Raw genomic sequence first — 24,099 nt, 5'->3', positions numbered from 1 at the left:
GGCGGCGTATGGCAAAGCCCCAGTAGAACCGGGCGGATGGACTCGTTACCGTCCAGACGAGTGGCCAGCAATGGCAAACGAGGTGGTACCGCGGCGAAAGTCGTCCTCGGCAGATGTCCAAACTGTTGAGGAGTACACGTGGTTCAGCACTACCCCCTCCACCGCAATGGCGAGCTCATTGCCTCCCCTTCCTTCCCCAAGCTGGAAGAGGAAACGCTCGCGTTCTGGCAGGAAGATGGCACTTTCCGCGCCTCCGTGGATCATCGCGATCCCGGCGAGCACGGCTCCAATGAATTCGTCTTCTACGATGGCCCGCCCTTCGCCAACGGCCTCCCTCACTACGGCCACCTGCTCACCGGCTACGTCAAGGACCTGGTGGGCCGCTACCAGACCATGCGCGGCAAGCACGTGGAGCGGCGCTTCGGCTGGGATACGCACGGACTTCCGGCGGAGCTTGAGGCGCAGCGCGAACTGGGCATTGACTCCACCAATGAGATCCATGCGATGGGCATTGAAAAGTTCAACGAGGCTTGCCGCACCTCCGTGCTCAAGTACACCCAGGAGTGGCGAGACTACGTGACCCGCCAGGCGCGCTGGGTGGATTTCGATCACGATTACAAGACGCTGGATTCCACCTACATGGAGTCCGTGATCTGGGCGTTCAAGGAGCTCTACAAGAAGGGCCTCGTGTATGAGGGCTTCCGCGTGCTCCCGTACTGCTGGCACGATCAGACGCCGCTGTCCAATCACGAACTGAAGATGGACGACAACGTCTATAAGGATCGCCAGGACCGCACGGTCACGGTTGGGCTGCGGCTGGAAACGGGGGAGTACGCCCTTATTTGGACGACGACGCCCTGGACGCTTCCCTCCAACCTCGCCATCGCGGTGGGTCCGGACATTGATTACGTGGTGGTCAAACCCGCGGAGGGGAAGCTGGCCGGTGAGCGTGTGGTGATTGGCGCTGAGCGGCTGGGAGCCTACGCGAAGGAACTGGGTGAGAACCCCGAGGTACTGGAACGCCTCAAGGGCTCGGACCTGGTGGGCCGCGCTTACCACCCAATTTTTGACTATTTCGTGGGACGGCCCGATGACGTCGCGCCCGGGCCGAAGGCCTTCCACATCATCGCCGGTGATTTTGTCACCACTGAGGACGGTACCGGACTGGTGCATATTGCCCCCGCCTTCGGTGAGGACGATATGAATGTGTGTAACGCGGCGGGTATTAAGGCTGTTGTGCCGGTGGACGCGGGTGCCATTCTCACCTCTGAGGTGTCGGATTACGCGGGGCTGCAGGTGTTTGACGCCAACGCCCCGATTATCCGGGATCTGCGCGATGAAACGGGCCCGATCGCTCGCCGCCCGGAGGCTGAGCGCGCCAAGCTTATCCAGGTAAAGAGCTTCGTGCACTCCTACCCGCATTGCTGGCGGTGCGGTAATCCGCTCATCTACAAGGCGGTGACCTCCTGGTTTGTCAAGGTGTCTCAGTTCCGTGATCGCATGGTGGAAACCGCCGAGGCAATCTCCTGGACGCCCGAGCACCTCAAGCACGGGCAGTGGGGAAACTGGATCGCGAACGCGCGTGACTGGTCCATTTCCCGCAACCGTTTCTGGGGCAGCCCCATCCCCGTGTGGCGCTCGGATGATCCGAACTACCCGCGTACGGATGTGTACGGCTCGCTCGAGGAACTGAAGCGCGATTTCGGACGGTTGCCCATCAACCCCAAGAGCGGGGAGGTGGACCTCCATCGCCCCTACATTGATGAACTCACCCGGCCCAACCCGGATGATCCCACGGGTAAGTCCGTTATGCGCCGCATCGACGACGTGCTGGACTGCTGGTTTGATTCGGGCTCCATGCCCTACGCGCAGGTGCACTACCCGTTTGAGAACAAACAGTGGTTTGAGGATCATTTCCCGGGCAACTTCATCACCGAATACATTGGGCAAACCCGCGGCTGGTTCTACACGCTCCACGTGCTTTCCACCGCACTGTTCGACTGCGCGCCGTTCCAGCACGCCGTGTCCCACGGCATTGTGCTGGGTGATGACGGTCAAAAGATGAGCAAGTCGCTACGCAACTACCCGGACGTCAATGAGATGTTCGATTCCGTGGGGTCCGATGCCATGCGCTTCTTCCTCATGAGCTCCACGATTGTGCGCGGTGGCAACCTGGTGGTGACAGAGAAGGGCCTGCGAGATTCCGTCCGTCAGGTGCTGCTCCCCATCTGGAACGCCTACTACTTCTTCGCCCTCTATGCGAACGCCGCGAACAAGGGTGAGGGGTACCGGGCGCAGCGCGTGGGCGAGGATACGAGCGGGCTGGATATCATGGACCGCTACCTGCTCGCCTCCCTCAGAGAGACGGTGGACGGGCTGCGGGCGGATCTGGATGCCTATGACATCCTCTCCGCCACGGACAAGGTGCGCGGCTTCATTGATCTACTCACCAACTGGTACGTGCGTACCACTCGTGACCGGTTCTGGAATGAGGATTCGGTTGCCTTCGACACGCTCTACACCGCGCTGGAGGTATTCATGCGCGCCGTGGCGCCCTTCCTGCCCCTTCTTGCGGAGGAGGTCTGGAAGGGACTCACCGGTGGGCGTTCCGTCCACCTGGAGGATTGGCCGGAGTTGCCGGAAAACTGGCGGGATGAGGCGCTTCGCGAGCAAATGGACGAGGTGCGCGCGGTGGTCTCCGCCGCCCACTCACTGCGCAAGACGCACTCGTTGCGTGTGCGCCAGCCGCTCGCGGCCATGCGAATCGTCACCACGCTGGACCTGCGCCCCTACCTTGACCTCATCGCTTCGGAGGTGAACGTCAAGAAGGTGGAACTGGTGGACGCGGAGCACTCCGGCATGGAGCTCTCCCGCGATTTGGCCGTACTACCGCGGGAACTGGCTCCCGAGGCGCGCAAGCGCACCTCGCAGCTGTTTAAGGCCGCCAAGGCGGGGCAGTGGACCATGCTGGACGGCGGACGGGTGCAGCTGGAGGGGGAGCCGCCGGTGATCCTTGAGCCCGGCCAGTACAACCTGACCACGCGGGTGTCCACCGAGGATCCCACCCTCGTTGCCACGGAGTTGCCATCCGGTTCCTATCTGGCCCTGGATACGGAGCTCACCCCGGCGTTGGAAGCCGAGGGCTACGCCCGCGATGTGGTACGCGTGGTACAGGATCAGCGCAAGGCTGATGACCTCAATGTGGCTGACCGTATCCGCCTGCACCTCACCGTGCCCGCCGCGCGGGTGGCGGATGTTGAGGCCCATCTGGACCTCATCAAGCACGAGACACTCGCGCTTGAGGCCACCGTGGAGGCGGCAGCCGATGCGGAGACGAGCGCCGGGCACTCCAATGAGGACGAGATTCACGCCCTCGTTGAGCCGTTGAGGTAGCACAGGCGCATCCCGGCCCGGGTGCCGGGATGCGCTCTCGTACGCGCCTGGTTCTGCGACCGGGACCGCGGCGGCGTCGTACGATAAAAATGCGGCCGGTACGGGAAGAATCCCGCAGCCGGCCGCGTTGCGTGTTCGGCGCGAAAGGCGCGCCGGGGAGGAGAACAGGTGAGCAACAATGCGTTTGGGATTCCGGAGGAGTCCCAGCCAGAACAGGCTACGCCCGGTCAGCAGAGGCGCGCGTACCCCCGGGATCCGGAGCGAGATTTCCTGCCGGACCCGAATATGCAACTCACGCCGGACCCGGAAATGGATACCTCGGATGATGATGGCATCGACGAATTCGGTATCGATGCGCAGGGGCGCACCGCGGCAGAACGCGAGGAAGATGAGCGCTTTGACAGGGCGCTCAAGGATGCCATCCGCTCACCGCTCTTCGCCGGCCCGGATCCCACGGTGATCGAGGATGTCATCAATGCGCCCGCTCCGGAACCCATTGATGAACTTGCGGACCGGGCGGAACTGGATGCGAAGGTGGAGGCCATCTACCAGAACATTCTCTCCCGTGCCCCCGAGCACAAGGTACAGCCCAGCCTGGAACGCGTGCGCCGTGTACTGGACATCATGGGGAACCCGCAGCTTATGTTCCATGCCATTCACATCACCGGCACGAATGGGAAAACCTCGACGGCGCGGATGATTGAATCCCTGCTGCGTGAGCGCGGCGTGAAAACCGGTCGCTTCACGTCACCCCACCTGGAGAGCGTGCGGGAGCGTATTGCCATCAATGGGCAGTCCATCTCCCGCGCAGATTTCATCTCGACCTGGGAGGATGTGGCCCCGTTCATTGAGAAGGTGGATCGCGAATCCCAGGCCGCCGGCGGCCCGCGGCTTAGCTTCTTCGAGGTGTTCGTGGTCATGGCGTACTGGGCGTTCGCGAATGCGCCGATTGACGTGGCCGTCATTGAGGTGGGCATGGGTGGCCGCTGGGACGCGACCAATGTGATCGATGGTGAGGTCGCCGTGCTCACGCCCGTGGACCTGGACCACCAGCAGTGGCTGGGCAACACGGTGGAGGAGATTGCGCGCGAGAAAGTGGGCATTATTAAGCCCGGCGCCTCGGTGGTGTCCGCCCGACAGAAGGAATCCGTGGAGCACATCATCCTCGAGCGCGCCCATGAGGTGGGGGCATCCGTGGTGTTCTACGGCGAGGATATGCGGGTCATTTCCCACGAGACCGCGGTGGGTGGACAATTAGTCAGCATTCAAACGCCTGCTGCCCGGTACGAGGATGTGCCCCTCGGCCTGAAGGGTGTCTATCAGGGCGAAAATGCCACGTTGGCCCTCACGGCCGTGGAGCAGTTCTTTGGCGGCGCGTCCTGGCCGGGCGACATCGTGGAGCACGGTCTTATGGCCGCCACCTCGCCGGGGCGCATGGAAGTGGTACGTTCCTCGCCGACCGTGCTGGTCGATGCCGCCCACAATCCGCATGGTGCCCGGGCCACGGCGGCCGCGCTCGCGGAGTACTACCCGGGTAATCGCGTGGGCGTTATGGCCATGATGGCTGACAAGGACGTGGAGGGCACCCTCGGTGAGCTCGAGCCCGTGCTTGACCAGGTGGTTATCACCGGTATGCCGTGGACCTCTCGCGCCATGGACATGGAGGATCTGGCGGAGGTGGCGCGCGGCGTATTTGGTGAGGACCGCGTACGCACGGAGGCGGATTTGCTCAGCGCCATTGATACGGCCGCTGGTCTCGCTGAGGCGGGCGAGCGCAACGAGTCCATGACAGAGCCCATCGTGGTGGTGACAGGCTCCATCCAGCTGGTGGGGGAGGCTCGGCGTGTCATGGGGAAGCACGCCCCGGATGGTGCTGAATAGGGTTCGACGCCGTCACGCGCACGTTGGGACCTGCTCGGGTGGGCGGGACCGGCTTGCGTGGGCGGCCGGCGTCGACGCCGCTAACACGGCCACGGATCCCTGCCGTGGGCGGTCGCACTGATGGCAGGAATGTGCCCAAGCCGCGGTAACATCTGCGTATGCATTTAAAGTCGCTGACACTGCGTGGGTTTAAGTCCTTCGCCACGTCAACGACCCTTCGTTTTGAACCGGGCATTAACGCGATCGTGGGGCCGAATGGCTCGGGAAAATCCAACGTGGTGGACGCGCTCGCGTGGGTAATGGGCGAGCAGGGTGCGAAGAGCCTCCGCGGCAGCGCTATGAGCGACGTCATCTTTGCCGGCACCAGCAACCGGCCGGCGTTGGGACGCGCGGAGGTATCGCTCACCATTGATAATGCCGACGGCGCCCTCCCCATCGAGTATTCCGAGGTCACCATCTCCCGCACCCTATTTCGCGAGGGCGGCAGCGAATACGCGATCAACGGCAACCAGGTACGCCTGCTGGATATTCAGGAACTACTCTCCGATACCGGCATGGGCCGAGAAATGCACGTCATCATTGGGCAGGGGCGCCTTGACCAGGTGCTCACTGCCACACCGGAGGAGCGCCGCGGCATTATCGAAGAAGCGGCCGGCGTGCTCAAGCATCGGCGGCGTCAGCAGAAGGCGCTACACAAGCTGGACTCGATGAAGGCCACCTTTGACCGTCTGGAGGACCTCTCCAAGGAGCTGCGCCGGCAGCTCGGGCCGCTGGCACGGCAGGCGAAGGCAGCTCGGCGGGCCGGCATTGTGCAGGCCACCGTACGCGATGCCAAGGCCCGGTTACTCGCCGATGACATTGCGCAGGCGCAGGCGCGCCTCGATGCCGGGCAGGCCGATGCGGCCAAGCTGGCCCGGGAGCGTACGGCGCTCACGGCGGCGTTGGAGACGGTACGCACGGAGATTGCCGGGCTGGAAGATGAGGCGGCACGGCTGGCTCCCGAACTATCGGACCTAATATCCGCCTCCGAGCGGCTTTCCTCACTGGAAGAACGTTTCCGTTCGCTGGCTAACCTGGCGGCGGAGCGGGAGCATTCTCTCCGCGCCCGCGGCGCGGAAGGCGCCCAGCGGGAGGACCCCGCGGAGCTGGAGCGGCGTGCCCGGGAGGCCCGCGACGAAGAAGAAACACTACGAAGGCGCACCGAGGAGGCCACGGACGCACTGAGCGCGGCCCAATCGGCCCGGGAAGAAGCGGAGCGCGGCGAGCGGGCAGCCGAACGACGCCATGCGGATCTGTCCCGTTCGCTTGCGGACCAGCGCGAAGATGCCGCCCGGCTAGCCGGGAAAATCGCCTCCGCCACCTCCCGCCTGGAGGCGCTCGATGACGAAGCGACGCGGGTTACCGCCGAGCAAACGGCCGCCGGTCAGCGTGCCGCAGAGGCCGCGGCGCGCGTTGCGGCGTTAGAGGAGGAGGCGGTGGCGCGGGGCGACGACGAATCCGGTACCGCCGCGCATGAGGCCTCCTCGCGCCAGCTTGCCCAGGCTACGCAGGCGCTGCGCGCGGCGCGCGAGGCCGCGGGCACGGCGCGAGAAAACGTGGCCCGGCTGCGGGCCACCGCGGATACGCTCAAGCTGTCGCTGGCACCCGAGGATGCCAGCGCGTGGGCGGTCAGCCGCGGCGCCACGCCGGTGAGCGAAGCGATTGTGGCCGAGCGCGGCTGGGAGAGCGCCATAGAGACCGCGCTGGGCGGTGCCGCCTCCGGCGTGAGTACTGGGCTGGAAACCGCCGTGGACCTGCTACGCGCGGCCGCGGTGGAAGCGGCCGGCCACCTCGAGATCACCGTGACCGACCAGAAGCCCGGTATAGAAGCGGATAGCAGGCAGGACGCGGCGGAGGATAACGCGAGCGACGCCGCGTTGCAGGTGACACTCGCGGAGGTAGGCGCAGGCGATGCGGCCCGGCCCGCCCTCGACGCCGTCCACCTCAGCGGTCCGGCCGCCCCCGCGCTGCGCGCCATGCTGCGCGGCACCGCCGTGGCCGAGGACCTGGTGACGGCCCGGCGCCTCATCGAACACGGTGCCCCGTCCGTGGCCACCAAGGACGGCGCGCTCCTCACCCGGACACGGGTGAGCGGTGGCGAGGCGTCCGCGGCCTCGCTACTGGCTCGCCGCACCGCCTTAGATGACGCCACCAAGGAACTCGCGGACGCCGAGGCGGACGCAGCACTGGCGGCTAGCCGACTGGAGGATGCGCACACGGCCGAAGAATCCGCCCGCGCCGCCTTTGATCGCACCGGAGCGGAGCTGGCCGCCCGGGATGCGGCCGCTGCCGCCGCCACGGCCGAACTGGGCGCCGCCCGCCAATCACTTGCCGCCGCCAAAAAGAACGAGGAACGCTCAGCAAGCCGGCTGGCCGCCATCGCCACGGATCGTGCCCGTCGTGTAGCCGAACTGGACACGCTGCGTGCCAGCCAGCAGGCCGAGGTTGATCCGGAGGCCGGAGCGGCCGAACTAAAAGAGCTGGACAGTCAGCGAACGCGAGCGGCCGAATCCAGCCGGGTGGCCCGAAAGGCAGAAACCGACGCTCGGCTTGCGCTGCGTACAGCCGAGGAGCGCCTCCGCGGCGTCGTCGGACGGGCAGATTCGTTGGATAGGGCCGCGCAACGTGCCCGCGAACGCAAGGAACGGGAAGAACGTGAAGCCGCGCACCGCAAACACACGCTCGCGTCCCTCACCCGCATTGGCACGCTGGCTGGACGCGCCCTCGCCGCATCCACGGCGCTACGTGAGGACACCCAGCGCCGTCGTGCGGCCACCACTGAGCGACGCACCCAGCAGGACGCCGCGCTCACCACGAAGCGGCGTGCACTCACAGACCTTGAAGAAAAACGGCGCGGCCTAGATGATTCCGCTCACCAGCGCGAACTCGCCCGTGCCACCCACCAGCTTCGCTTCGAGCAGCTTGCCGCCCGCGCCGCCGAAGAACTCGGTACCGACGCGGACGCATTGATGGCGGAATTCGGCCCCCTGTGCGAGGTTCCCCAGGAGGATGGCACCGCCCGCCCCTACGTGCGCGCCGAACAGGAAAAGCGGCTGGCAACCGCTCAACGTGAACTCGACAAGCTGGGACGCATTAATCCGCTGGCCCTGGAGGAGCAGGCCGCCCTGGAGGAGCGCAACAAATACCTCTCTGAGCAGCTTGCGGATCTCAAGCAAACCCGCGCGGATTTGCTTGGCATTGTCCGAGATATTGATGATCGCGTTGAGCGCATCATGAAGGCGGCGCTCGCGGATGTTTCCCAGCAGTTCGAGCGCGTATTCGGCGTCCTTTTCCCCGGGGGCCGCGGGCGCCTGGTGTTTACCGAGCCGGATTCCGTGCTCACCACGGGGGTGGAGATTGAGGCACGCCCGCCGGGAAAGCGCGTCAAACGCCTGTCCCTGCTATCCGGCGGTGAGCGTTCGCTAACCGCCATTGCGTTCCTGGTGGCCACGTTCATCGCCCGTCCTTCACCGTTCTATGTAATGGATGAGGTGGAGGCGGCCCTGGATGATGTCAACCTCACGCGCCTACTGCGTATTTTCCGTGAATTGCAGGAGACATCACAGTTGCTAGTCATTACGCATCAGAAGCGCACGATGGAAACTGCAGATACGATTTATGGAGTTTCAATGCGTGAGGACGGAGTATCCACCGTGGTGTCCCAGCGTTTGTCCGAGCTACGAAAGGAGGAGGTCCGCTAGCCGGAACGAATTATGATTTTCGCTATTCTTTTGCTCATTATCATCGTGGTGGGTGCCATCCTTCTGCTCTACTTTGTTGCTCGGCCCTCCCGCAATTCCGCGCGCGCGGCCATCGAAGAGGCCCGCGATAAGGGCCTGTCCACCCATGACTTTTCCGTGGTGGTGGAGGAGGAGCGCGTGGGCTCCGTATTTGCCAGTTTCCCCGCCGATTCGGAGGCCTACCTCACCCCGGAGGGTGTGGAGGAGAACTGGGACCGAATTCGTTCGGAGAGCCAGGCGTTCACGGATAGCATGCGTGCGGTCTCCGAGCGCTTCCGCGAAGAGGCGGTGCGACGCCGGCGCTCCCTGGCTGCTGCCTCCGGCACGACGACGGCGCCGGATGGGCCGGTGGCGGAACCCGCCGTGGATGTCGCTGCCCCGGTGGTGAGTGAAAAGCCCGCCGTGACCGCTCAGGATGAGCCCGAGTTTCTGCCGTCCGAGGCGGTGCCGGCTGGAAATTCGGCGGAGGAGAGTGCCGAGCCCGAGCAAGCGCGAGTGGCTCGCCGCATCCACCTGGAGGAGCTGGCGAATGCGCCATGGCGGCCAAACGCCACCGTGAAGTTCCCACCGCTTGGTGATAACCGCGCTAATTAGTGGCGTTCGGCACAGAATCCTGGGAAACTGGGATCATGACCGGTCAGATCATTGCACTAATCATTATTGCCGTCATCGTTGTGGTGGCGGCCTTCGGCGCCTGGATCGCCGCGCGCAATTCCCATAGGCTTCCGCCCGCGCCGGGTGGTGAGCGGATCAGCGAGGACGCGGGTGCCACCGCCGTCGAAGAGGAACAGCCGGAAGCCGCCGGTACGCGCATTCAACGCCTGCGGGGGAGACTGGCTCGGTCCGGCGGATTCGGCCACGCGATTCTTAATATTCTTTCCCGCGGCAACCTTTCGGAGACGGACTGGGAGGAAATCGAGGACACGCTACTCGGCGCCGATGTGGGACTTGAGGCCACGGATTCCATCATGGAGGCATTGCGCACGGCCACGAAGGTGGACGGCACGCAGGATCCGGAGCGCGTGCGTGAGATCCTGCGCGAGGAACTGCGGCGCCGCGTAGACATGAACATGGATCGGTCCCTGCACCTGAATCCCGGGCGTGGCGAGGACGGTTCGCACCTGCCCGCATCGCTCCTTGCCGTGGGTGTTAATGGCACCGGCAAAACCACCACGGTGGGCAAGCTTGCGCGCCTGCTGCGTGCGGACGGCAAGGAAGTCCTCATGGGCGCTGCGGACACGTTCCGCGCGGCTGCTGCGGATCAGCTGGAAACGTGGGGGAGCCGCGTGGGTGTGGAAGTGGTGCGCTCGGAGCGTGAGGGTGCGGATCCGGCCTCCGTCGCATTCGACGCCGTCCACCGGGCACGTACCGCGGGCGCGGACGTGGTGCTCATTGATACGGCTGGGCGCCTCCAGAACAAGGCGGGCCTCATGGATGAGCTGGGGAAGATCCGGCGCGTCATGGAGCGCGAGTCCGTGGTGCGCGAGGTCCTGCTGGTCATTGACGCCACCACCGGCCAGAACGGGCTCGAACAGGCCCGCGTATTCGGCGAGGTGGCGGGTATTACCGGCATCGTGCTCACCAAGCTTGACGGCACGGCGAAGGGCGGCATCATTATCCGCGTGCAGCAGGAACTGGGCGTACCAGTCAAACTGGTGGGCCTGGGCGAGGGTCCGGATGACCTCGCGCCCTTCATCCCCGCAGACTTCGTGGATGCGCTGCTGGGCTAAGGGCAGCCGGGATCGTGCGACGAGGCGTGCAATCGGTGGCGCGAAACGGCGCACACGTTCCGCTGCTGCGCCGCGCTAGACTACACGGAGTTTGACGAGAGGCACACTATTGTTCAATTCGCTTTCTGACCGTATTACCGGCGCATTCAAGGGTTTGCGCAACAAAGGCGTCCTCACAAAGGCGGACGTTGATGAGACAGTCGCCCAAATCCGGCGCGCCCTCATTGACGCGGATGTGGCGCTGCCGGTGGTGCGCTCCTTCACCGCTTCCGTGCGGGAAAAGGCAACCGGGGCGGTGGCGTCCAAAGCCCTTAATCCTGGCCAGCAGGTAGTAAAAATCGTCAATGAGGAATTGATCGAGCTGCTGGGCGGCGAGGAACGTGACGTGAACTGGGCGCACGGGCGCCCCACCGTCATCATGCTGGCAGGCCTGCAGGGCGCCGGCAAAACCACCCTGGCCGGCAAGCTGGGGAAGTGGCTGGGCAACGGCGGCCGCCGCACACTCCTCGTGGCCTCAGATTTGCAGCGCCCCAACGCTGTTCAACAGCTCCAGGTTATTGGCGAACGTGCCGGCGCAGAAGTGTGGGCCCCCGAGCCGGGTAATGGCGTTGGTGACCCGGTGGCCGTGGCCCGCAGCGGCGTCGCCTACGCGGAGGCGCACGGCTTTGGTGCGGTTGTGGTGGATACGGCCGGCCGGCTCGGCGTGGATCAGGAGATGATGCAGCAGGCCATCAATATCCGCGACGCCGTACATCCTGATGAGATCCTCTTCGTCATCGACGCCATGGTGGGCCAGGACGCCGTGAACACGGCCACCGCTTTCCGGGACGGGGTGGGCTTCACCGGCGTCGTCATTTCCAAATTGGATGGCGATACCCGCGGTGGTGCTGCGCTGTCCGTACGAGGCGTCACCGGTGCGCCCATTCTGTTCGCCTCCACCGGTGAAAAACTCACCGATTTTGAAAAGTTCCACCCGGACCGCATGGCCGGCCGCATCCTCGATATGGGTGACATTCTCTCCCTCATCGAGCGCGCCGAAAAGACCTGGACGGAAACCGAGGCGCAGGATATCCAGTCCAAGATGGCCTCGGGCCGCTTCGACCTGGAGGATTTCCTGGTCCAACTGGAGCAAATCCAGAAGATGGGCTCACTCAAGAAGCTCATGGGCATGCTGCCGGGTATGGGGCAATTCCGTAAGCAGCTGGATCAGTGGGATGAGAGTTCAATTGGTCGCGTCAAGGCGATTATTCAATCGATGACGCCCGCGGAACGTCAGCAACCCAAGATTCTCAATGGCTCCCGCCGCCAGCGTATTGCCGCCGGTTCTGGCACGTCCGTGCCGGAAATCAATCAGTTGCTGACGCGTTTTGAGGAAGCCTCCAAGCTCATGACCCGCATGAGCCAGGGCTATCCCGGTATGCCGGGTGGACACGGTGGCGGCTCCCGCAAGGCTAAGCGGGCCGCGGCCAAGCGCAGCGGCAATAAGAAGGGCCGTTCCGGGAACCCTGCCAAGCGTGCCCGGCAGGAAGCCGAAGCGGCTGCACAGCGCACCCGGCAGGGAAGCGCATTTGGCGGCAGCTTCGGTGCCCTCGGTGGGGCGCCCGCGGCCGATGATGCAGCCTCGCTTGAGGAGCTCAAGCGTTTCCTGCGCTAACCGTGGCCCTGATCGGGGCTGAGGGAGGTGCTAGTGCACGCGTGAGGCCGCCGGGAACAGGGTGTCCGGCTGGCCGTCGATGGGCACGAAGCCTTCGGGAATGTCCTGGTAGGAGAGCGGGTCCGAAATTGGCTCCAGATGAATGTAGGCGCGCAGGCCCGGCACCGCCTGGTGCATGGCGTGGGCGACTTCCTCTGAGAGTTCGTGGCCGGCCCGCACGGTCCATTCGTCGGGCACCAGCATGTCCACGGAGGCGAATGAGGAGCGGCCGGACTGACGCGTCTGAAGGCCATGGAAGGCCACGCCACGTCCGTTGTAGGAGCGTAATACGGCGGTAAGAGCGGCGTTCTGCTCATCCGGTAGCGTGACGTCCAGCAGCCCGGCCAAAGCGGTGCGCACCAGTTGCGAGCCCTGGAGAATGTTGTTGGCACCCGCCAAAAGTGCGACGATCGGGTCAAGGATTTGCCAGCCGGTAAGCCACACCAGGCCCACGCCGATTAGCACCGCGGCGGAGGTGATGACGTCCGTCATAAGATGCACGCCGTCCGAGTGCAGGGTGGGAGAGCGGTGTTTTTTCCCCGCACTCAGTAGCACGGTGCCCACGGCAGCATTAACAGCCGCGGCAGCCACCATAATGACCAGGCCAATCCCGAGCTTTCCAACGGGCTCCGGAATGATAATGCGGCGGATAGCGGTGGCGATAATAACCACGGCGGCCACGAAAATCATGGTGCCTTCGAGCGCGGCCGAGAGATACTCGGCTTTTGAGCGCCCCTGATTAAAACGGGCGTCCGCTGGTTTTGCCACGGCGCGCAGCGCTAGCAGGGCCACCACGGCGGCGGCCAGGTTAACCGTGGATTCGGCGGCGTCGGAAAGAAAACCTACTGAATTTGTGAGCAGGTAGGCGCCAAACTTCAGCACGATGGTGGTGAGAGCCGCTCCGACGGACAGCCACGCGTACTTTTCCAGATTGACGTTTTGCACCATATAAGTGTGGACCATTCCGGTGGGTGGTGGTAGGGACCGTGCTGGGCATCGCACGCGCGATGCCGGGTGATTGGAGACTCACCTACATTCCTAGAGAGGTCCGCCGGAGCATGGCATAATAGCCAGTTGTACTTCGAGGTGGCGGGTCCCTCTCAACCGGCCGCTCGTTTGTTCACGGAACGTTGCGGGGCGTCTCCCACCGTACTCGCGCGGTCCATCCCTATAGATTCAGGAGAGACCACAACAGTGGCAGTTAAGATTCGTTTGAAGCGCATGGGTAAGATCCGTGCGGCCCAGTACCGCATCGTGGTAGTGGATTCGCGCAAGAAGCGCGATGGCCGCGTGATTGAGGAGATCGGCTTCTACGATCCCAACCAGAATCCGTCGATCATCCGCATTGATTCTGAGCGTGCTCAGTACTGGCTGGGCGTGGGTGCTCAGCCGTCGGATGCTGTGCTCACCCAGCTGAAGATCACTGGTGATTGGCAGAAGTTCCGGGGTCTCCCGGGTGCCGAGGGCCACCTTAAGGTCGCGGCGGCCGTGGATACGGAGGCCGAGCGTGCCGAGGCCGTGCAGAAGGTGCAGGACGCGGCTGAGAAGCGTCGCGCCGCTGCCGCGAAGGCAAAGGCTGAGGCGGAAGCTGAAGCCGCTAAGGCGGCGGAAGAGGCTCCGGCTGAAGCGGCCACGGATGCAGAGGCCGAGGCCTAATGCTTCGCGAGGCGCTTGAGCATCTAGTCCGCGGCATCGTGGACTTCCCCGAGGATGTGGATATCACTGAGAAGCCAAACGGACGCGGCAAGCTCCTGGAAATTCGGGTGAATCCGGATGATCTGGGGCGCGTCATCGGCCGTTCGGGTCGCACGGCGAAGGCGCTGCGAAGCGTCATGAATGCGCTGGGCGGTGGAACACGCGTTCGCGTGGACGTGGTGGAAACCGATCAGGACTAGTAGTTTCAAGGGGCCGGCCGGGTGCCGGCCCCTTTGTTATATCCGCTTGTCACGGGTTCGGCCGCGTATGCGTGGCGACCGGGCAGGAGGCGTTCGGTCAACGTGCAGGCGTCAGCGAAATGCCGATGCGGAACGGGATAGGGTACGGGATCGCCCGAAGGAGGAACCATGCAGGTAGTTGTAGCAACCATCGGTGCGGCGAAGGGCCTGAAGGGGGAGGTGCGCCTTACCGTCCGCACGGATTCGCCCGAGGTGCGCTTCCAGGTGGGAAACACGCTGGAAACGGATCCCGCGGAAAACGGGCCCCTCACCATCGCCCGTACACGCTCCTATAAGGGCGGACTCTTTGTTCAATTTGCCGAGTGCCGGGACCGTACGGCCGCCGAATCACTCCGAGGAACGGACCTTGTGGTGGAGACGAACGAGGAGGAGCCCGAGGAGGACGCCTATTACGAATCCGAACTGGTGGGCCTGGAGGCGTTGGATCCGGAGGGATACACGCTCGGTACCGTGAGTGGACTGGAGTTTGGGGCGGCCCAGGACATTCTGGTGGTGCGTGAACCGGACGGGAAAATTGCACGTGTTCCCTTCGTCAAGGCCATCGTCACCGATGTAGATATTGCGGATAACTGCGTGGTAATTGATGCGCCGCCGGGATTGTTCTCCGAGGATGAGTTGGAGATTGAGCCGCCGGATGCGTCTGAGTCCAACGCGCAATACATGAACGCCGGTGAGGACGCCGCTCGAGGTGGGGCGGCGGCGTCCCCACAGCATGAGATTCGCACGCGTCCTAGCGAGGAGAGGTAACGGTGCGTTTCGACCTCATCTCGGTATTCCCCGAATTTTTCGACGTACTGAAGCTTTCCCTCGTAGGGAAGGCACGCGAGCACGGCCTGCTGGATATTCACGCGCATAACCTGCGCGACTGGACCACCGATCCGCATCGCACCGTTGATGACACGCCGGCGGGTGGCGGTGCCGGTATGGTGATGCGGCCGGACATTTGGGGTAAGGCGATTGACACGGCCCTCCGGGCTGGGAGCGGCCGGCAGGTCCTTGCTATTCCCACCCCCTCCGGCACACCACTCACCCAGCGCGCCTGCGAGGACCTGAGCCATGCGGATCAGGTGATTGTCGCGTGCGGGCGCTACGAGGGCATCGATGCCCGGGTGGCGCAGCATTACGCGGGGCAGGCCGAAGTGTTTGAGTTCTCGCTGGGGGATTACGTACTCAATGGTGGCGAGATTGCTGCCGTTGCGCTGGTGGAGGCCGTGGGGCGGCTGATTCCGGGCGTGGTGGGAAATGCCCAGTCCCTGGTGGAGGAATCCTTCTCTGAGGCCGGCCTGCTCGAGTATCCCGTGTATACGCGACCTGAAGAATGGCGTGGCCTGACCATTCCCTCCGTACTGACGTCGGGGGACCACGGTGCGGCGCGCCGGTGGCGCCGCGACCGCGCCCTTGACCGGACGGTGGAGCGGCGTCCGGAGATGATCGCCGCCCTGGACGCCGCCACGCTGGACAAGAAGGATCGCCGGTATTTGGCCAGCCTCGGCTACCTGGTACCAAAGAGCGCCCCCCATCCAGAACGCGCCGAAGTTCGGCCCGCCAGCGCCAGCGATGTGCCCGCTCTTGTTGCTCTTGCCGCGCGCACGTTCCCCGACGCCTGCCCGCCGGCAATGTCGCCCGCCTCCATCGCCGCTTTTATTAATGAGCACCTCTCGGAGCGGGCATTCGCCGAATACCTTGCGGATCCCCACTGGGTGACCACGGTGCTTATTTCTGGCGGACGCCCGGCGGGATACACGCTTGCGCTACTACCGGAGGGAAACGGGGTGGCGGGCGCGGAGGATGGTGCCCCGGACGGCGTCGTCGAGAGGGACGGACCGCTGGTGGAACTTTCCAAGGTGTACGTGGACCGCGCCTACCGCGGCACCGGAGCTACCGCGTGGCTCATGGACGCAACGCTCGCGCGCCTGGATGAGGCGACGTCGGATTACCCGCGTCCCGTCGTGTGGCTGGGAACCAATGCCGGTAATCGCCGGGCTCAGCACGCCTACCGGAAGGCGGGGTTCGAGAAGGTGACTACGCGGGAGTTCCTCGTGGGTGAGGAGCGTAACTCCGACGTGGTGATGGCGCGTCCTCTTCGTGTGGCATAATTATGGGGCTTCCTCGCTATTCCAATGCGTATGACCTGCCGCAGGGGGTTACGTATCAGCGAGACCTATTCGAAACTAACTGCTTCTGACCTGCGCGCAGGGGCGGAAAGAGAAGAAACATGCAGACGCTCGATTCTGTGGATGCTGCCCAGCTCCGCACTGATATTCCGGAGTTCCGCGCCGGTGACACGGTGCGCGTGAATGTCAAGGTAGTTGAAGGTAATAACACGCGTACCCAGGCGTTCCAGGGTGTGGTAATCGCCCGCCAGGGTGACGGCATTCGCGCCACGTTCGACGTGCGCAAGGTGTCCTTCGGGGTGGGTGTGGAGCGTAAGTTCCCGCTGCACTCCCCGGCCATCGAATCCATCGAGGTGCTTCGCCACGGCAAGGCGCGCCGCGCCAAGCTGTACTACCTGCGCGATCGCCACGGGAAGGCCGCGAAGATTAAGGAGCGCCGCTAGGCGATCCTGCCCGCAAGGGGCGCGGTTCAGGTTCCGTCCAGTGTGGGCGGAACCTTTTTCTGTACTATGGGCGCAGTGGAACGCCAGAACGGAGCTGCAGGGTGAGGAATGACGGAACGCCGGTAGAAGGTCCAAATCCTCCCGTATCTGCTTCTAAGAGTGTTAGTTACGACGCCGATGCGCGGGCGGATCTTCGCTCGCGTGAGGTGCCGCCGTCGTTTGCGCCCAAAAAATATACGGACTGGCGTAAAGGTGCCCCCAAGGCGCTCAAAAAGAGCCCGTGGTGGGTGGGGGTGCTCGAGATCCTTGGAATTGTGGTGGCGGTTCTGGTGGTATCCACTCTTATTAAGACGTTCCTGGTGCAGGCGTTTAACGTGCCGTCGGCCTCTATGGAAAACACGCTGATCCCCGGGGATAAGTTCTTCGTTAACCGACAGGCCGCGGGGGAGAAGGATTTGCGCCGCGGGGACGTGGTGGTGTTTGTGGATCCGGGCGGCTGGCTGGAGGGCACCGAACGCCAGTACACGCCGTTCCAGCGCGGCGCCACGCGCGTACTGGAAACGATCGGGGTACTGCCCGCGAATAATGGGGAGTACCTGGTCAAGCGCATTATTGGCGTGGGCGGTGACACCGTCTCCTGCTGCTCCATCAACGGCAAGATCGAGGTGAATGGCAAGGAGATCACGGAACCCTACCTTGCCCCGGGCATGGCCCCCTCGCTGCAGGAATTCAGTGTCACCGTGCCCGCCCACTCCTACTGGGTGATGGGAGATAACCGCTCCAACTCGAAGGATTCGCGCTGGCACCAGGCGGAGACGGGTAACGGTTTTGTGCCGGCGGAGAACATCACCGGCCGGGCCTTCTTCATTTTCTCGCCGCTGGACCGCGCCGGGAAAATCCCTGACTACACGTCCGCCTTCGCCGATGTGGGGAATTAAGTGCGTATTCCACCAACACTAGAACTCGAACGGAACCTACTTGCGGCCGCACCGAACGGTGCCGTGCTGGGCGGCGTCGACGAGGTGGGGCGCGGTCCCATCGCTGGCCCGGTAAGCGTAGGCATCGCGATTATGCGCGCGGGGTTTGATCGACCACTGCCCGCCGGACTCGCGGACTCTAAGCAGCTGACCGCGCGGCGACGTGAGGCCCTGGTGCCGAAGATTAAGACGTGGGTGGAGGACGTTGCCGTAGGGCACGCGGATAGCAATGAAATTGACGCGCACGGGATTATTGGTGGACTTCGGCTAGCGGCGCAGCGGGCATTCACCGAGCTTGCCGCACGCGGCAACGCCCCCACGCTCATTCTGCTGGACGGCTCCCATAATTGGTGGAGTGAGGAGAGCCCGGCGCCGGTGCTTCCGCAACTCCCCGTCACCATGCAGGTCAAGGGGGATGCGCGCTGCGCGCTGGTGAGCGCAGCCAGTGTGGTGGCGAAGGTGGCGCGAGACGCAATCATGACCGAACTGGACAGGGCATATCCTGGCTACCATTGGGCGAAGAACAAGGGGTACGCCACTCGAGAGCACGTTGAGGCGCTTGATGCGCTCGGGCCCAGCCCCCATCACCGGATCTCGTGGCATCTGCCCACACGGAGGAGTACGCATGAGTGATATTGACGGGTACGAAGCCGACCAGGAGCTCAAACTTTTCCGCGAGTACCGGGACGTCATTAAGATTTTCAAGTACGTGGTGGAGACAGAGCGTCGTTTCTACCTGGCGAACGACGTTGATGTCACCATCCGTTCCTCCCAGGGCGGGGACGTGTTCTTTGACGTCACGATGAAAGACGCCTGGGTATGGGACATGTACCGTACCTCGCGGTTTGTGAAATCCGTCCACGTGGTGACGTTTAAGGACGTCAACGTGGAGGAACTCAATCAGACCGACATCACGCGGGAGCTTGAGCTACCGGAGTAGATGGGCGCTTGAGCTACCCGAGTAAGCGGGAGTTTGAGCTACCGAGATGGGCGCCGCAGGATTTCTCGCTCGGTGCGCGTTCGGTGGACCGGGGTTACGGGCGCAGGGACCTGCCGGCGTTCGGGTACGACGTCGCTAGCGTGCGCGTCTCGGCGTCGGTGCACAGGTTTTAGCGTGCGAAAGTAATCCACAGGGCGAAAACCCGCTGCTGCAGAATGTGGCGGTCGGCGCGATGCTGGGCGCATGAGAGAAACAGACCCGCCGGTACTGGCACCCAACGCCACCGGCCGCACACTTGGCGCGTGGGGAGAAGAGATCGCCACGCGTTACCTGGAGGAGCACGGTTTCACCGTGCTGGCACGTAATTGGCGGTGCCGATGGGGTGAATTGGACATTGTGTGCGCGGACGCGCAATCGATCCACGCCGTGGAGGTGAAAACCCGCCGGCTGGGCGGCCGGGTTCCCGCGCTTCAGGCAATTTCTCCTCAAAAGCGAGCGCGGCTACGCAAGCTACTGTGCATATGGCTGGTGGAAGCTGGCCGGCATGCTCCAGAGATCGCGGTTGACCTGTGTGCAATCACCGTGCAGCAGGGCGCGACCACCGTGAACATGGTGTGGCGGATATGAAACTTGGTATTGCCACGGCGGCCAGCGTGGTGGGTATCGAGGGCCATCCCGTGAGAATTGAGGCCGCGCTACTACCGGGACTTCCCACCTTTTCGATCGTTGGTTTAGCGGATACAGCCGTCTCAGAGTCACGCGAGCGTATCCGTGCGGCGTTTGCCGCCTCGGGCATCGATTTCCCGAATACGCGAATCACCGTGAATCTATCCCCGGCGGATATTCCCAAGTACGGCACCGCCTTTGATCTAGGTATTGCCTGTGCCATCCTCGCTGCGCTCGCCGGGCATGCCGGTCCGCCAAACAGCATTGTGCTCGGAGAACTCGGCCTGGATGGCTCAGTACGGCCCGTGCGAGGTGTGCTTCCCGCCTGCCTGGGTGCCATCCACCGTGGCCTCACGGGCGCGGTGGTCCCGGTAGAGGCGGTGAGCGAAGCCGAACTGGCGAGGAGCCGGGTACGCGGGGTTTGGCACCTTACCCAGGTGGCACGCGCATTTGGCGTGCGGGCGAATCCGGTGCCGCCGTGCGAGGAGATCGGGGCGGTGGGGGAGCCGGAGCCCACGGCGGAACCTGATCTGGCAGACGTGCGCGGTCAAGCGGAGGCACGCCTAGCTCTCGAAATGGCGGCCGCAGGCGAACACCACCTTTTCATGGTGGGTCCGCCCGGGGTGGGAAAGTCCATGCTGGCGGTACGTCTCCCCGGAATAATGCCGCTGCTGACGCACTCGGAGGGCATTGAGGTGGCCGCCGTTCGTTCGCTGCTGGGTAGCTTTGATGGTCGGCTTCCCACGCGGCGGCCGTTCGCGGATCCACACCACACCGCCTCGGCCGCTGCGTTGGTGGGCGGCGGGAGCTCTCCGCGTCCCGGCGCCATCTCTCGTGCCCACCATGGTGTCCTGTTTCTGGACGAGCTGGCAGAATTTGCTCCCGCCGCCCTCGAAGCACTTCGCGAGCCCATGGAGACGGGACGAGTGCACATTTCCCGTGCCCGCACGGCGGTGGTATTTCCCGCCAGGTTTCAACTCGTTGGCGCGGCCAACCCGTGCCGCTGCGGGAAGCTATTCGACGGCGGGTGCACCTGCTCACCCGCGTCACTACGTGCCTACCGGGGGCGGCTTTCCGGACCACTCATGGATCGCTTCGATCTCAAGGTGCGGCTTCGGCGTCCTAGCGCAGCCGAATTAACCGGCCCGGCAGGCGAGCCCAGTTCGGCGGTGCGGGCAAGGGTGGAGGCCGCACGCCGGCGCCAGGCAGCTCGGTTTAGCGAAGAAGCCTGGGATACGAATGCGCACACGCCCGGGGAATGGTTGCGTAGTCACACCGAGGTCCCCGCGGGGATGCGACGGGCCATTCGGCGCGCACTCACGACCGGTGCGCTTTCCGCCCGCGGGGTGGACAAGCTACTGCGCGCCGCCTGGACCGTAGCCGATCTAGTGGGACACTCCGCACCGCGCTCGGATGATTTTGACCTGGCCTACACGATGCGAGTGATGGGAGTGAACAATGACTAGCACGTCCCGGGAGATTTCCGAGGAGGAGCGGCGCGCAGCCATGATCTGGACGGCCATTGCCGAAGGCGAAGATACCTATGCGGTAGCCGCGACCCGAGCGGTGACCAGTGCGGGTGCCCTCCGCGGTATCAAAGAACGCACCGGCGAACTACCGGGCGTGGACACGACAGGATCACAGCGGGCGCTAGCACGTTGGCGAAACCGGTTAGATGGCATATCCACCGCTGCCATGGATCACTTCCTCATGGGTGCTGACACCGGATTCCTCCACCCCGGCGAATTTCCGCCCGGACTGGGCCGCCTTGACGGGACGATGCCGCTTGGCCTGTGGTACCGGGGCAATGTGGCTGCGCTTGACGCCCCGTGCGGGGTGCTGGTGGGGTCCCGTGCTGCCACCGCCTATGGAACAAGAGTGGCGCTTGATTTTGCCTACGCTGCGGCGGAGCGCGGCATGAGTGTCGTCTCCGGCGGGGCGGTGGGTATTGATGCGGCCGCGCACACGGGCGCGCTCCGCGCCGGCGGACGCACTATTGCCGTTATGGCCTGCGGGTTGGACCGTCCCTATCCCGCCTCGAACCGAGGGTTATTTAAGGAAATCTTGGACTCTGGCGGGCTGCTACTGAGCGAATCACCTCCTGGTGCAGCCCCGCACCGGCACCGCTTTCTGGCCCGAAATCGGATTATTGCGGCCCTCGGCGCCGGTGTGGCCGTGGTGGAAGCGGCCTATCGATCCGGAGCCCTTTCCACCGCGCATCATGCGCTGGAACGTGGCATTAATCTGGGCGCTGTCCCCGGCCCCATAACGGCACCCCATTCCGCCGGATGCTTGCGTCTCCTCCGCGAGGGCGCCATCTGCCTCAGCTCATCGGAGGATTTCATTGAATTGCTGGGTGTGCCGCGCAGTGATACCTCTCCCGCCCAGCTCGCGCTTTCCCTCAGTGATCCCATGGCGGGGGATGTGCTCGCGGTGCGAGTACGGGATGCTCTGCCGGCTGTACGCCCCGCCGCGGCCGGACGCATCGCTACCACGGCGGGGCTCAGTCCGCAGGAGACGCTGGTGGGGTTGGGAAGGTTGGAGATGGCCGGCATTGCTGAGCAGCAGGCGGGTGACTGGCGGCTGGTCCGTCATTCGTAATGACCGGGCTATTACGGGCGGGCCGTCTGGCGCTCTCGATTCGCGAAGTGGCGTATCACTGAGCGCCGAGACGCCGCACTAGGGTGGACGCATGCACACATCGGAAGAGATTCTGGCCGCTTACCGCCGTGAACTGGCGCTGCGGCGCGGACTTTCAGCCAATACCGTGCGTGCATACGAGGAAGAAGCTGCCTCCCTCCTTAGTTTCCTAGCCGGGGAGGTGGGTGCCACGCCGGATGGGCCACTGGATCTCACGCATCTTGAGTTGGCGGATATTCGCACCTGGTTGGCTCGGTCGCGGGCCGAGGGTCAGGCGCTCACGTCGCTTGCTCGTCACTCGGCGGCCATTCGTACATTTTCGTCCTGGCTTTATAGGGCCGGCTATAGCGAGCAGGATGCGGCCGCCCGCCTCAAGGCGCCGAAAGGCGCCAGCACCCTTCCGCACGTATTAACCCAGGAGCAGACGGCCACGCTCCTCAATTTCGCTCATCAACGTGCGCGAGAGGGGACAGCTATTGATACGCGCAACTGGGCTGCACTCGAGATGCTCTATGCCTCCGGACTGCGTGTAAGCGAACTATGCGCTCTCAATCTCACCTCCGTTCGCCCTGACTCCACACTGCGCGTGGTTGGTAAGGGCAACAAGGAACGCATTGCGCCCTTCGGCCGGCCGGCCGGCCGCGCGATTGCGCGCTACCTCGAGGTGCGCGAATCGCTTGTTGATTCGACGGATGCTGATGCACGCGTCGCACTCTTTCTCGGCGCAAAGGGACATCGAGTGGGGCCGCGTGCCATCCGTGCGGTGGTGCACCGTTTGGCTGCGGCGGCAGGAGTGCCGGATATCGGGCCGCATGATTTACGACATTCGGCAGCCACACACCTGCTTGAAGGTGGATCGGATCTACGCACGGTACAGGAGATTCTTGGGCATTCCAGTCTGGCCACCACCCAGCGGTACACCCATGTAACGGCGGACCGGCTCCGAGCCGCTTTCACGCAGGCTCACCCGCGCGCCTGAGTTACATTGAGGCAAAAGTCCCGGTGAGCTCGCTCGGTGGCTTACCCGCGCGCCTGAGGCACCCGGGGCCGAATCTCCAGCGCCGTACAGCCGTAGCTTGCGCCGTTGGAGGAGCCAAAGCGGGTTGATGTAGTCCCCGTCCAATCGGGCACCCCAGTGAATAACACTTGGGCCTTCCTCGGTGTGGCCGGCCACCAGGTAGCCGATGACCTGTCCCTGGTGCACATGTTCGCCGCGCTGTACCAGCGGGAAAACTGGTTCCGCGCTGGTGCGGTAGCCGGCTTCGTGATCAATGGACACCAGGGGGCGGTCCACCAGCAGGCCGGCGTACACCACCGTTCCGTCTGCTGGTGCATACACCGGCGAGGTGACCTCTAACGCTAGGTCAATACCCCGATGTCCGGGCAGCCAGTTTCTCAATGGTTTGTCAAATGGACGGACCACGGTTACCCGATCCGAACCCGTGGGCGAGAGGTACCCGTTCGGATCAACGTGAACCTCGGAGTCCATCGGCACGGGGCCCTGATGAAGGATGCCTGTGGACGCGGCGTGACGAAGAGTGCTCGTAGACGCAGCAGGAAGCGGCATGAACAGGACGGCAAGCGCAGCTATAAGCGAGAGGAATCTTATGTCCACTAGCCTGGTGAAGGACGGACGTGAGCGCGGGCGTCGTCGTCGGGCCTGTGGATAGAGGATACGCCCCGGTACCTGTGCACCCACGGCGTCGTATCGCGGAAAAGTGAGCGAATTCCGGTGGCGCTCCGGCCCGCGTATCACGTACCATGAAGCAGCAACTGGCTTCACGCTGGTTGACTTCGCGTGCCCGAATAACCGCTGGTCGTATCGGTCTCGAAAGAGAAACGGTCGGTGCGGGCACCAGGGCTGGGTAGCAATCCTGCCGCTCAGCAA

At 64.0% G+C, this 24,099-nt stretch carries 20 protein-coding genes; 18 read left to right on the top strand and 2 right to left on the bottom strand.

From position 1 onward, the window contains the following. Positions 1-138: 138 nt before the first annotated feature. The 6 genes from ileS to ffh all read left to right on the top strand — a co-directional run bounded on the left by ileS (position 139) and on the right by ffh (position 12,437). Entirely contained in the window at positions 139-3,393 is a 3,255-nt protein-coding gene (gene ileS, locus EIH27_RS04295; protein WP_124039703.1) for an isoleucine--tRNA ligase, read from the top strand. 168 nt (positions 3,394-3,561) lie between these two features. Beyond that, complete coding sequence (locus EIH27_RS04290) at positions 3,562-5,274, top strand: bifunctional folylpolyglutamate synthase/dihydrofolate synthase (RefSeq protein ID WP_241152965.1); 1,713 nt, start codon at positions 3,562-3,564, stop codon at positions 5,272-5,274. A 158-nt stretch (positions 5,275-5,432) separates the two neighbouring features. Further along, positions 5,433-9,014 (top strand): chromosome segregation protein SMC, encoded by a 3,582-nt coding sequence (gene smc, locus EIH27_RS04285; protein ID WP_124039702.1) that lies wholly within the window; start codon positions 5,433-5,435, stop codon positions 9,012-9,014. Between the two features lie 12 nt (positions 9,015-9,026). Next, positions 9,027-9,647: a hypothetical protein gene (locus EIH27_RS04280; RefSeq protein ID WP_124039701.1), complete on the top strand. Its 621-nt coding sequence runs from the start codon at positions 9,027-9,029 to the stop codon at positions 9,645-9,647. A 35-nt stretch (positions 9,648-9,682) separates the two neighbouring features. Beyond that, positions 9,683-10,783, top strand: coding sequence for a signal recognition particle-docking protein FtsY (ftsY, locus tag EIH27_RS04275; RefSeq protein WP_124039700.1), 1,101 nt, complete (start codon positions 9,683-9,685; stop codon positions 10,781-10,783). Positions 10,784-10,892: 109 nt separating this feature from the next. Next, the gene (gene ffh / locus EIH27_RS04270; RefSeq protein WP_124039699.1) at positions 10,893-12,437 is read left to right on the top strand and encodes a signal recognition particle protein; all 1,545 of its coding nucleotides are present in this window, start codon (positions 10,893-10,895) and stop codon (positions 12,435-12,437) included. Between the two features lie 30 nt (positions 12,438-12,467). On the opposite strand, the gene EIH27_RS04265 is transcribed toward ffh, so the two are convergent. Further along, on the bottom strand, positions 12,468-13,421 hold the full coding sequence (locus EIH27_RS04265; protein ID WP_241152964.1) for a cation diffusion facilitator family transporter: 954 nt from the start codon (positions 13,419-13,421) through the stop codon (positions 12,468-12,470). 249 nt (positions 13,422-13,670) lie between these two features. On the opposite strand from EIH27_RS04265, the gene rpsP reads away from it, so the two are divergent. The 12 genes from rpsP to EIH27_RS04205 all read left to right on the top strand — a co-directional run bounded on the left by rpsP (position 13,671) and on the right by EIH27_RS04205 (position 23,190). Further along, positions 13,671-14,132 carry a 30S ribosomal protein S16 gene (gene rpsP / locus EIH27_RS04260; protein WP_124039697.1) on the top strand — a complete coding sequence of 154 codons (462 nt, stop codon included), beginning with the start codon at positions 13,671-13,673 and terminating at the stop codon, positions 14,130-14,132. After that, positions 14,132-14,371 (top strand): RNA-binding protein, encoded by a 240-nt coding sequence (locus EIH27_RS04255; protein WP_124039696.1) that lies wholly within the window; start codon positions 14,132-14,134, stop codon positions 14,369-14,371. The genes rpsP and EIH27_RS04255 overlap by 1 nt, the downstream gene beginning before the upstream one ends. Positions 14,372-14,539: 168 nt before the next feature. After that, the gene (rimM, locus tag EIH27_RS04250) at positions 14,540-15,178 is read left to right on the top strand and encodes a ribosome maturation factor RimM (RefSeq protein ID WP_124039695.1); all 639 of its coding nucleotides are present in this window, start codon (positions 14,540-14,542) and stop codon (positions 15,176-15,178) included. A 2-nt stretch (positions 15,179-15,180) separates the two neighbouring features. Next, positions 15,181-16,527 (top strand): tRNA (guanosine(37)-N1)-methyltransferase TrmD, encoded by a 1,347-nt coding sequence (gene trmD / locus EIH27_RS04245; RefSeq protein ID WP_124039694.1) that lies wholly within the window; start codon positions 15,181-15,183, stop codon positions 16,525-16,527. Between the two features lie 119 nt (positions 16,528-16,646). After that, complete coding sequence (gene rplS / locus EIH27_RS04240) at positions 16,647-16,988, top strand: 50S ribosomal protein L19 (RefSeq protein ID WP_124039693.1); 342 nt, start codon at positions 16,647-16,649, stop codon at positions 16,986-16,988. Between the two features lie 101 nt (positions 16,989-17,089). After that, entirely contained in the window at positions 17,090-17,926 is an 837-nt protein-coding gene (gene lepB, locus EIH27_RS04235) for a signal peptidase I (RefSeq protein WP_206424877.1), read from the top strand. Next, a complete protein-coding gene (locus EIH27_RS04230; protein WP_338133967.1) occupies positions 17,927-18,598 on the top strand; it encodes a ribonuclease HII in 672 nt (223 codons plus the stop codon). It abuts the gene before it with no gap. Then, complete coding sequence (locus tag EIH27_RS04225) at positions 18,591-18,905, top strand: DUF2469 domain-containing protein (protein WP_124039692.1); 315 nt, start codon at positions 18,591-18,593, stop codon at positions 18,903-18,905. The genes EIH27_RS04230 and EIH27_RS04225 overlap by 8 nt, the downstream gene beginning before the upstream one ends. A gap of 243 nt (positions 18,906-19,148) precedes the next feature. Beyond that, positions 19,149-19,532 carry a YraN family protein gene (locus EIH27_RS04220; protein WP_124039691.1) on the top strand — a complete coding sequence of 128 codons (384 nt, stop codon included), beginning with the start codon at positions 19,149-19,151 and terminating at the stop codon, positions 19,530-19,532. Then, the gene (locus EIH27_RS04215; RefSeq protein ID WP_124039690.1) at positions 19,529-21,037 is read left to right on the top strand and encodes a YifB family Mg chelatase-like AAA ATPase; all 1,509 of its coding nucleotides are present in this window, start codon (positions 19,529-19,531) and stop codon (positions 21,035-21,037) included. Before EIH27_RS04220 ends, EIH27_RS04215 begins: the two co-directional genes overlap by 4 nt. Beyond that, positions 21,030-22,172: a DNA-processing protein DprA gene (dprA, locus tag EIH27_RS04210; RefSeq protein ID WP_124039689.1), complete on the top strand. Its 1,143-nt coding sequence runs from the start codon at positions 21,030-21,032 to the stop codon at positions 22,170-22,172. The genes EIH27_RS04215 and dprA overlap by 8 nt, the downstream gene beginning before the upstream one ends. A gap of 91 nt (positions 22,173-22,263) precedes the next feature. Further along, positions 22,264-23,190 (top strand): tyrosine recombinase XerC, encoded by a 927-nt coding sequence (locus EIH27_RS04205; RefSeq protein WP_124039688.1) that lies wholly within the window; start codon positions 22,264-22,266, stop codon positions 23,188-23,190. Here the strand turns inward: EIH27_RS04205 and EIH27_RS04200 are convergent. Further along, positions 23,074-23,700: a murein hydrolase activator EnvC family protein gene (locus tag EIH27_RS04200; protein ID WP_124040145.1), complete on the bottom strand. Its 627-nt coding sequence runs from the start codon at positions 23,698-23,700 to the stop codon at positions 23,074-23,076. The two genes, EIH27_RS04205 and EIH27_RS04200, sit on opposite strands and share 117 nt — an antisense overlap. Positions 23,701-24,099 lie beyond the last annotated feature (399 nt).

The organism is Neoactinobaculum massilliense, from assembly GCF_900604955.1.
Taxonomy (GTDB): domain Bacteria; phylum Actinomycetota; class Actinomycetes; order Actinomycetales; family Actinomycetaceae; genus Neoactinobaculum; species Neoactinobaculum massilliense.
Note: the sequence above shows the minus strand (reverse complement) of the source record. Positions and strands in the feature narration are given on the sequence as shown.

Bases quoted from the DNA above. Each gene is read 5' to 3' on its own strand.
- dprA (WP_124039689.1), top strand. From the start codon at position 21,030: ATGACTAGCACGTCCCGGGAGATTTCCGAGGAGGAGCGGCGCGCAGCC.
- EIH27_RS04255 (WP_124039696.1), top strand. From the start codon at position 14,132: ATGCTTCGCGAGGCGCTTGAGCATCTAGTCCGCGGCATCGTGGACTTC.
- EIH27_RS04225 (WP_124039692.1), top strand. From the start codon at position 18,591: ATGAGTGATATTGACGGGTACGAAGCCGACCAGGAGCTCAAACTTTTC.
- rplS (WP_124039693.1), top strand. From the start codon at position 16,647: ATGCAGACGCTCGATTCTGTGGATGCTGCCCAGCTCCGCACTGATATT.
- EIH27_RS04215 (WP_124039690.1), top strand. From the start codon at position 19,529: ATGAAACTTGGTATTGCCACGGCGGCCAGCGTGGTGGGTATCGAGGGC.
- EIH27_RS04200 (WP_124040145.1), bottom strand. From the start codon at position 23,700: ATGGACTCCGAGGTTCACGTTGATCCGAACGGGTACCTCTCGCCCACG.
- ftsY (WP_124039700.1), top strand. From the start codon at position 9,683: ATGACCGGTCAGATCATTGCACTAATCATTATTGCCGTCATCGTTGTG.
- EIH27_RS04205 (WP_124039688.1), top strand. From the start codon at position 22,264: ATGCACACATCGGAAGAGATTCTGGCCGCTTACCGCCGTGAACTGGCG.
- rimM (WP_124039695.1), top strand. From the start codon at position 14,540: ATGCAGGTAGTTGTAGCAACCATCGGTGCGGCGAAGGGCCTGAAGGGG.
- EIH27_RS04220 (WP_124039691.1), top strand. From the start codon at position 19,149: ATGAGAGAAACAGACCCGCCGGTACTGGCACCCAACGCCACCGGCCGC.
- EIH27_RS04280 (WP_124039701.1), top strand. From the start codon at position 9,027: ATGATTTTCGCTATTCTTTTGCTCATTATCATCGTGGTGGGTGCCATC.
- smc (WP_124039702.1), top strand. From the start codon at position 5,433: ATGCATTTAAAGTCGCTGACACTGCGTGGGTTTAAGTCCTTCGCCACG.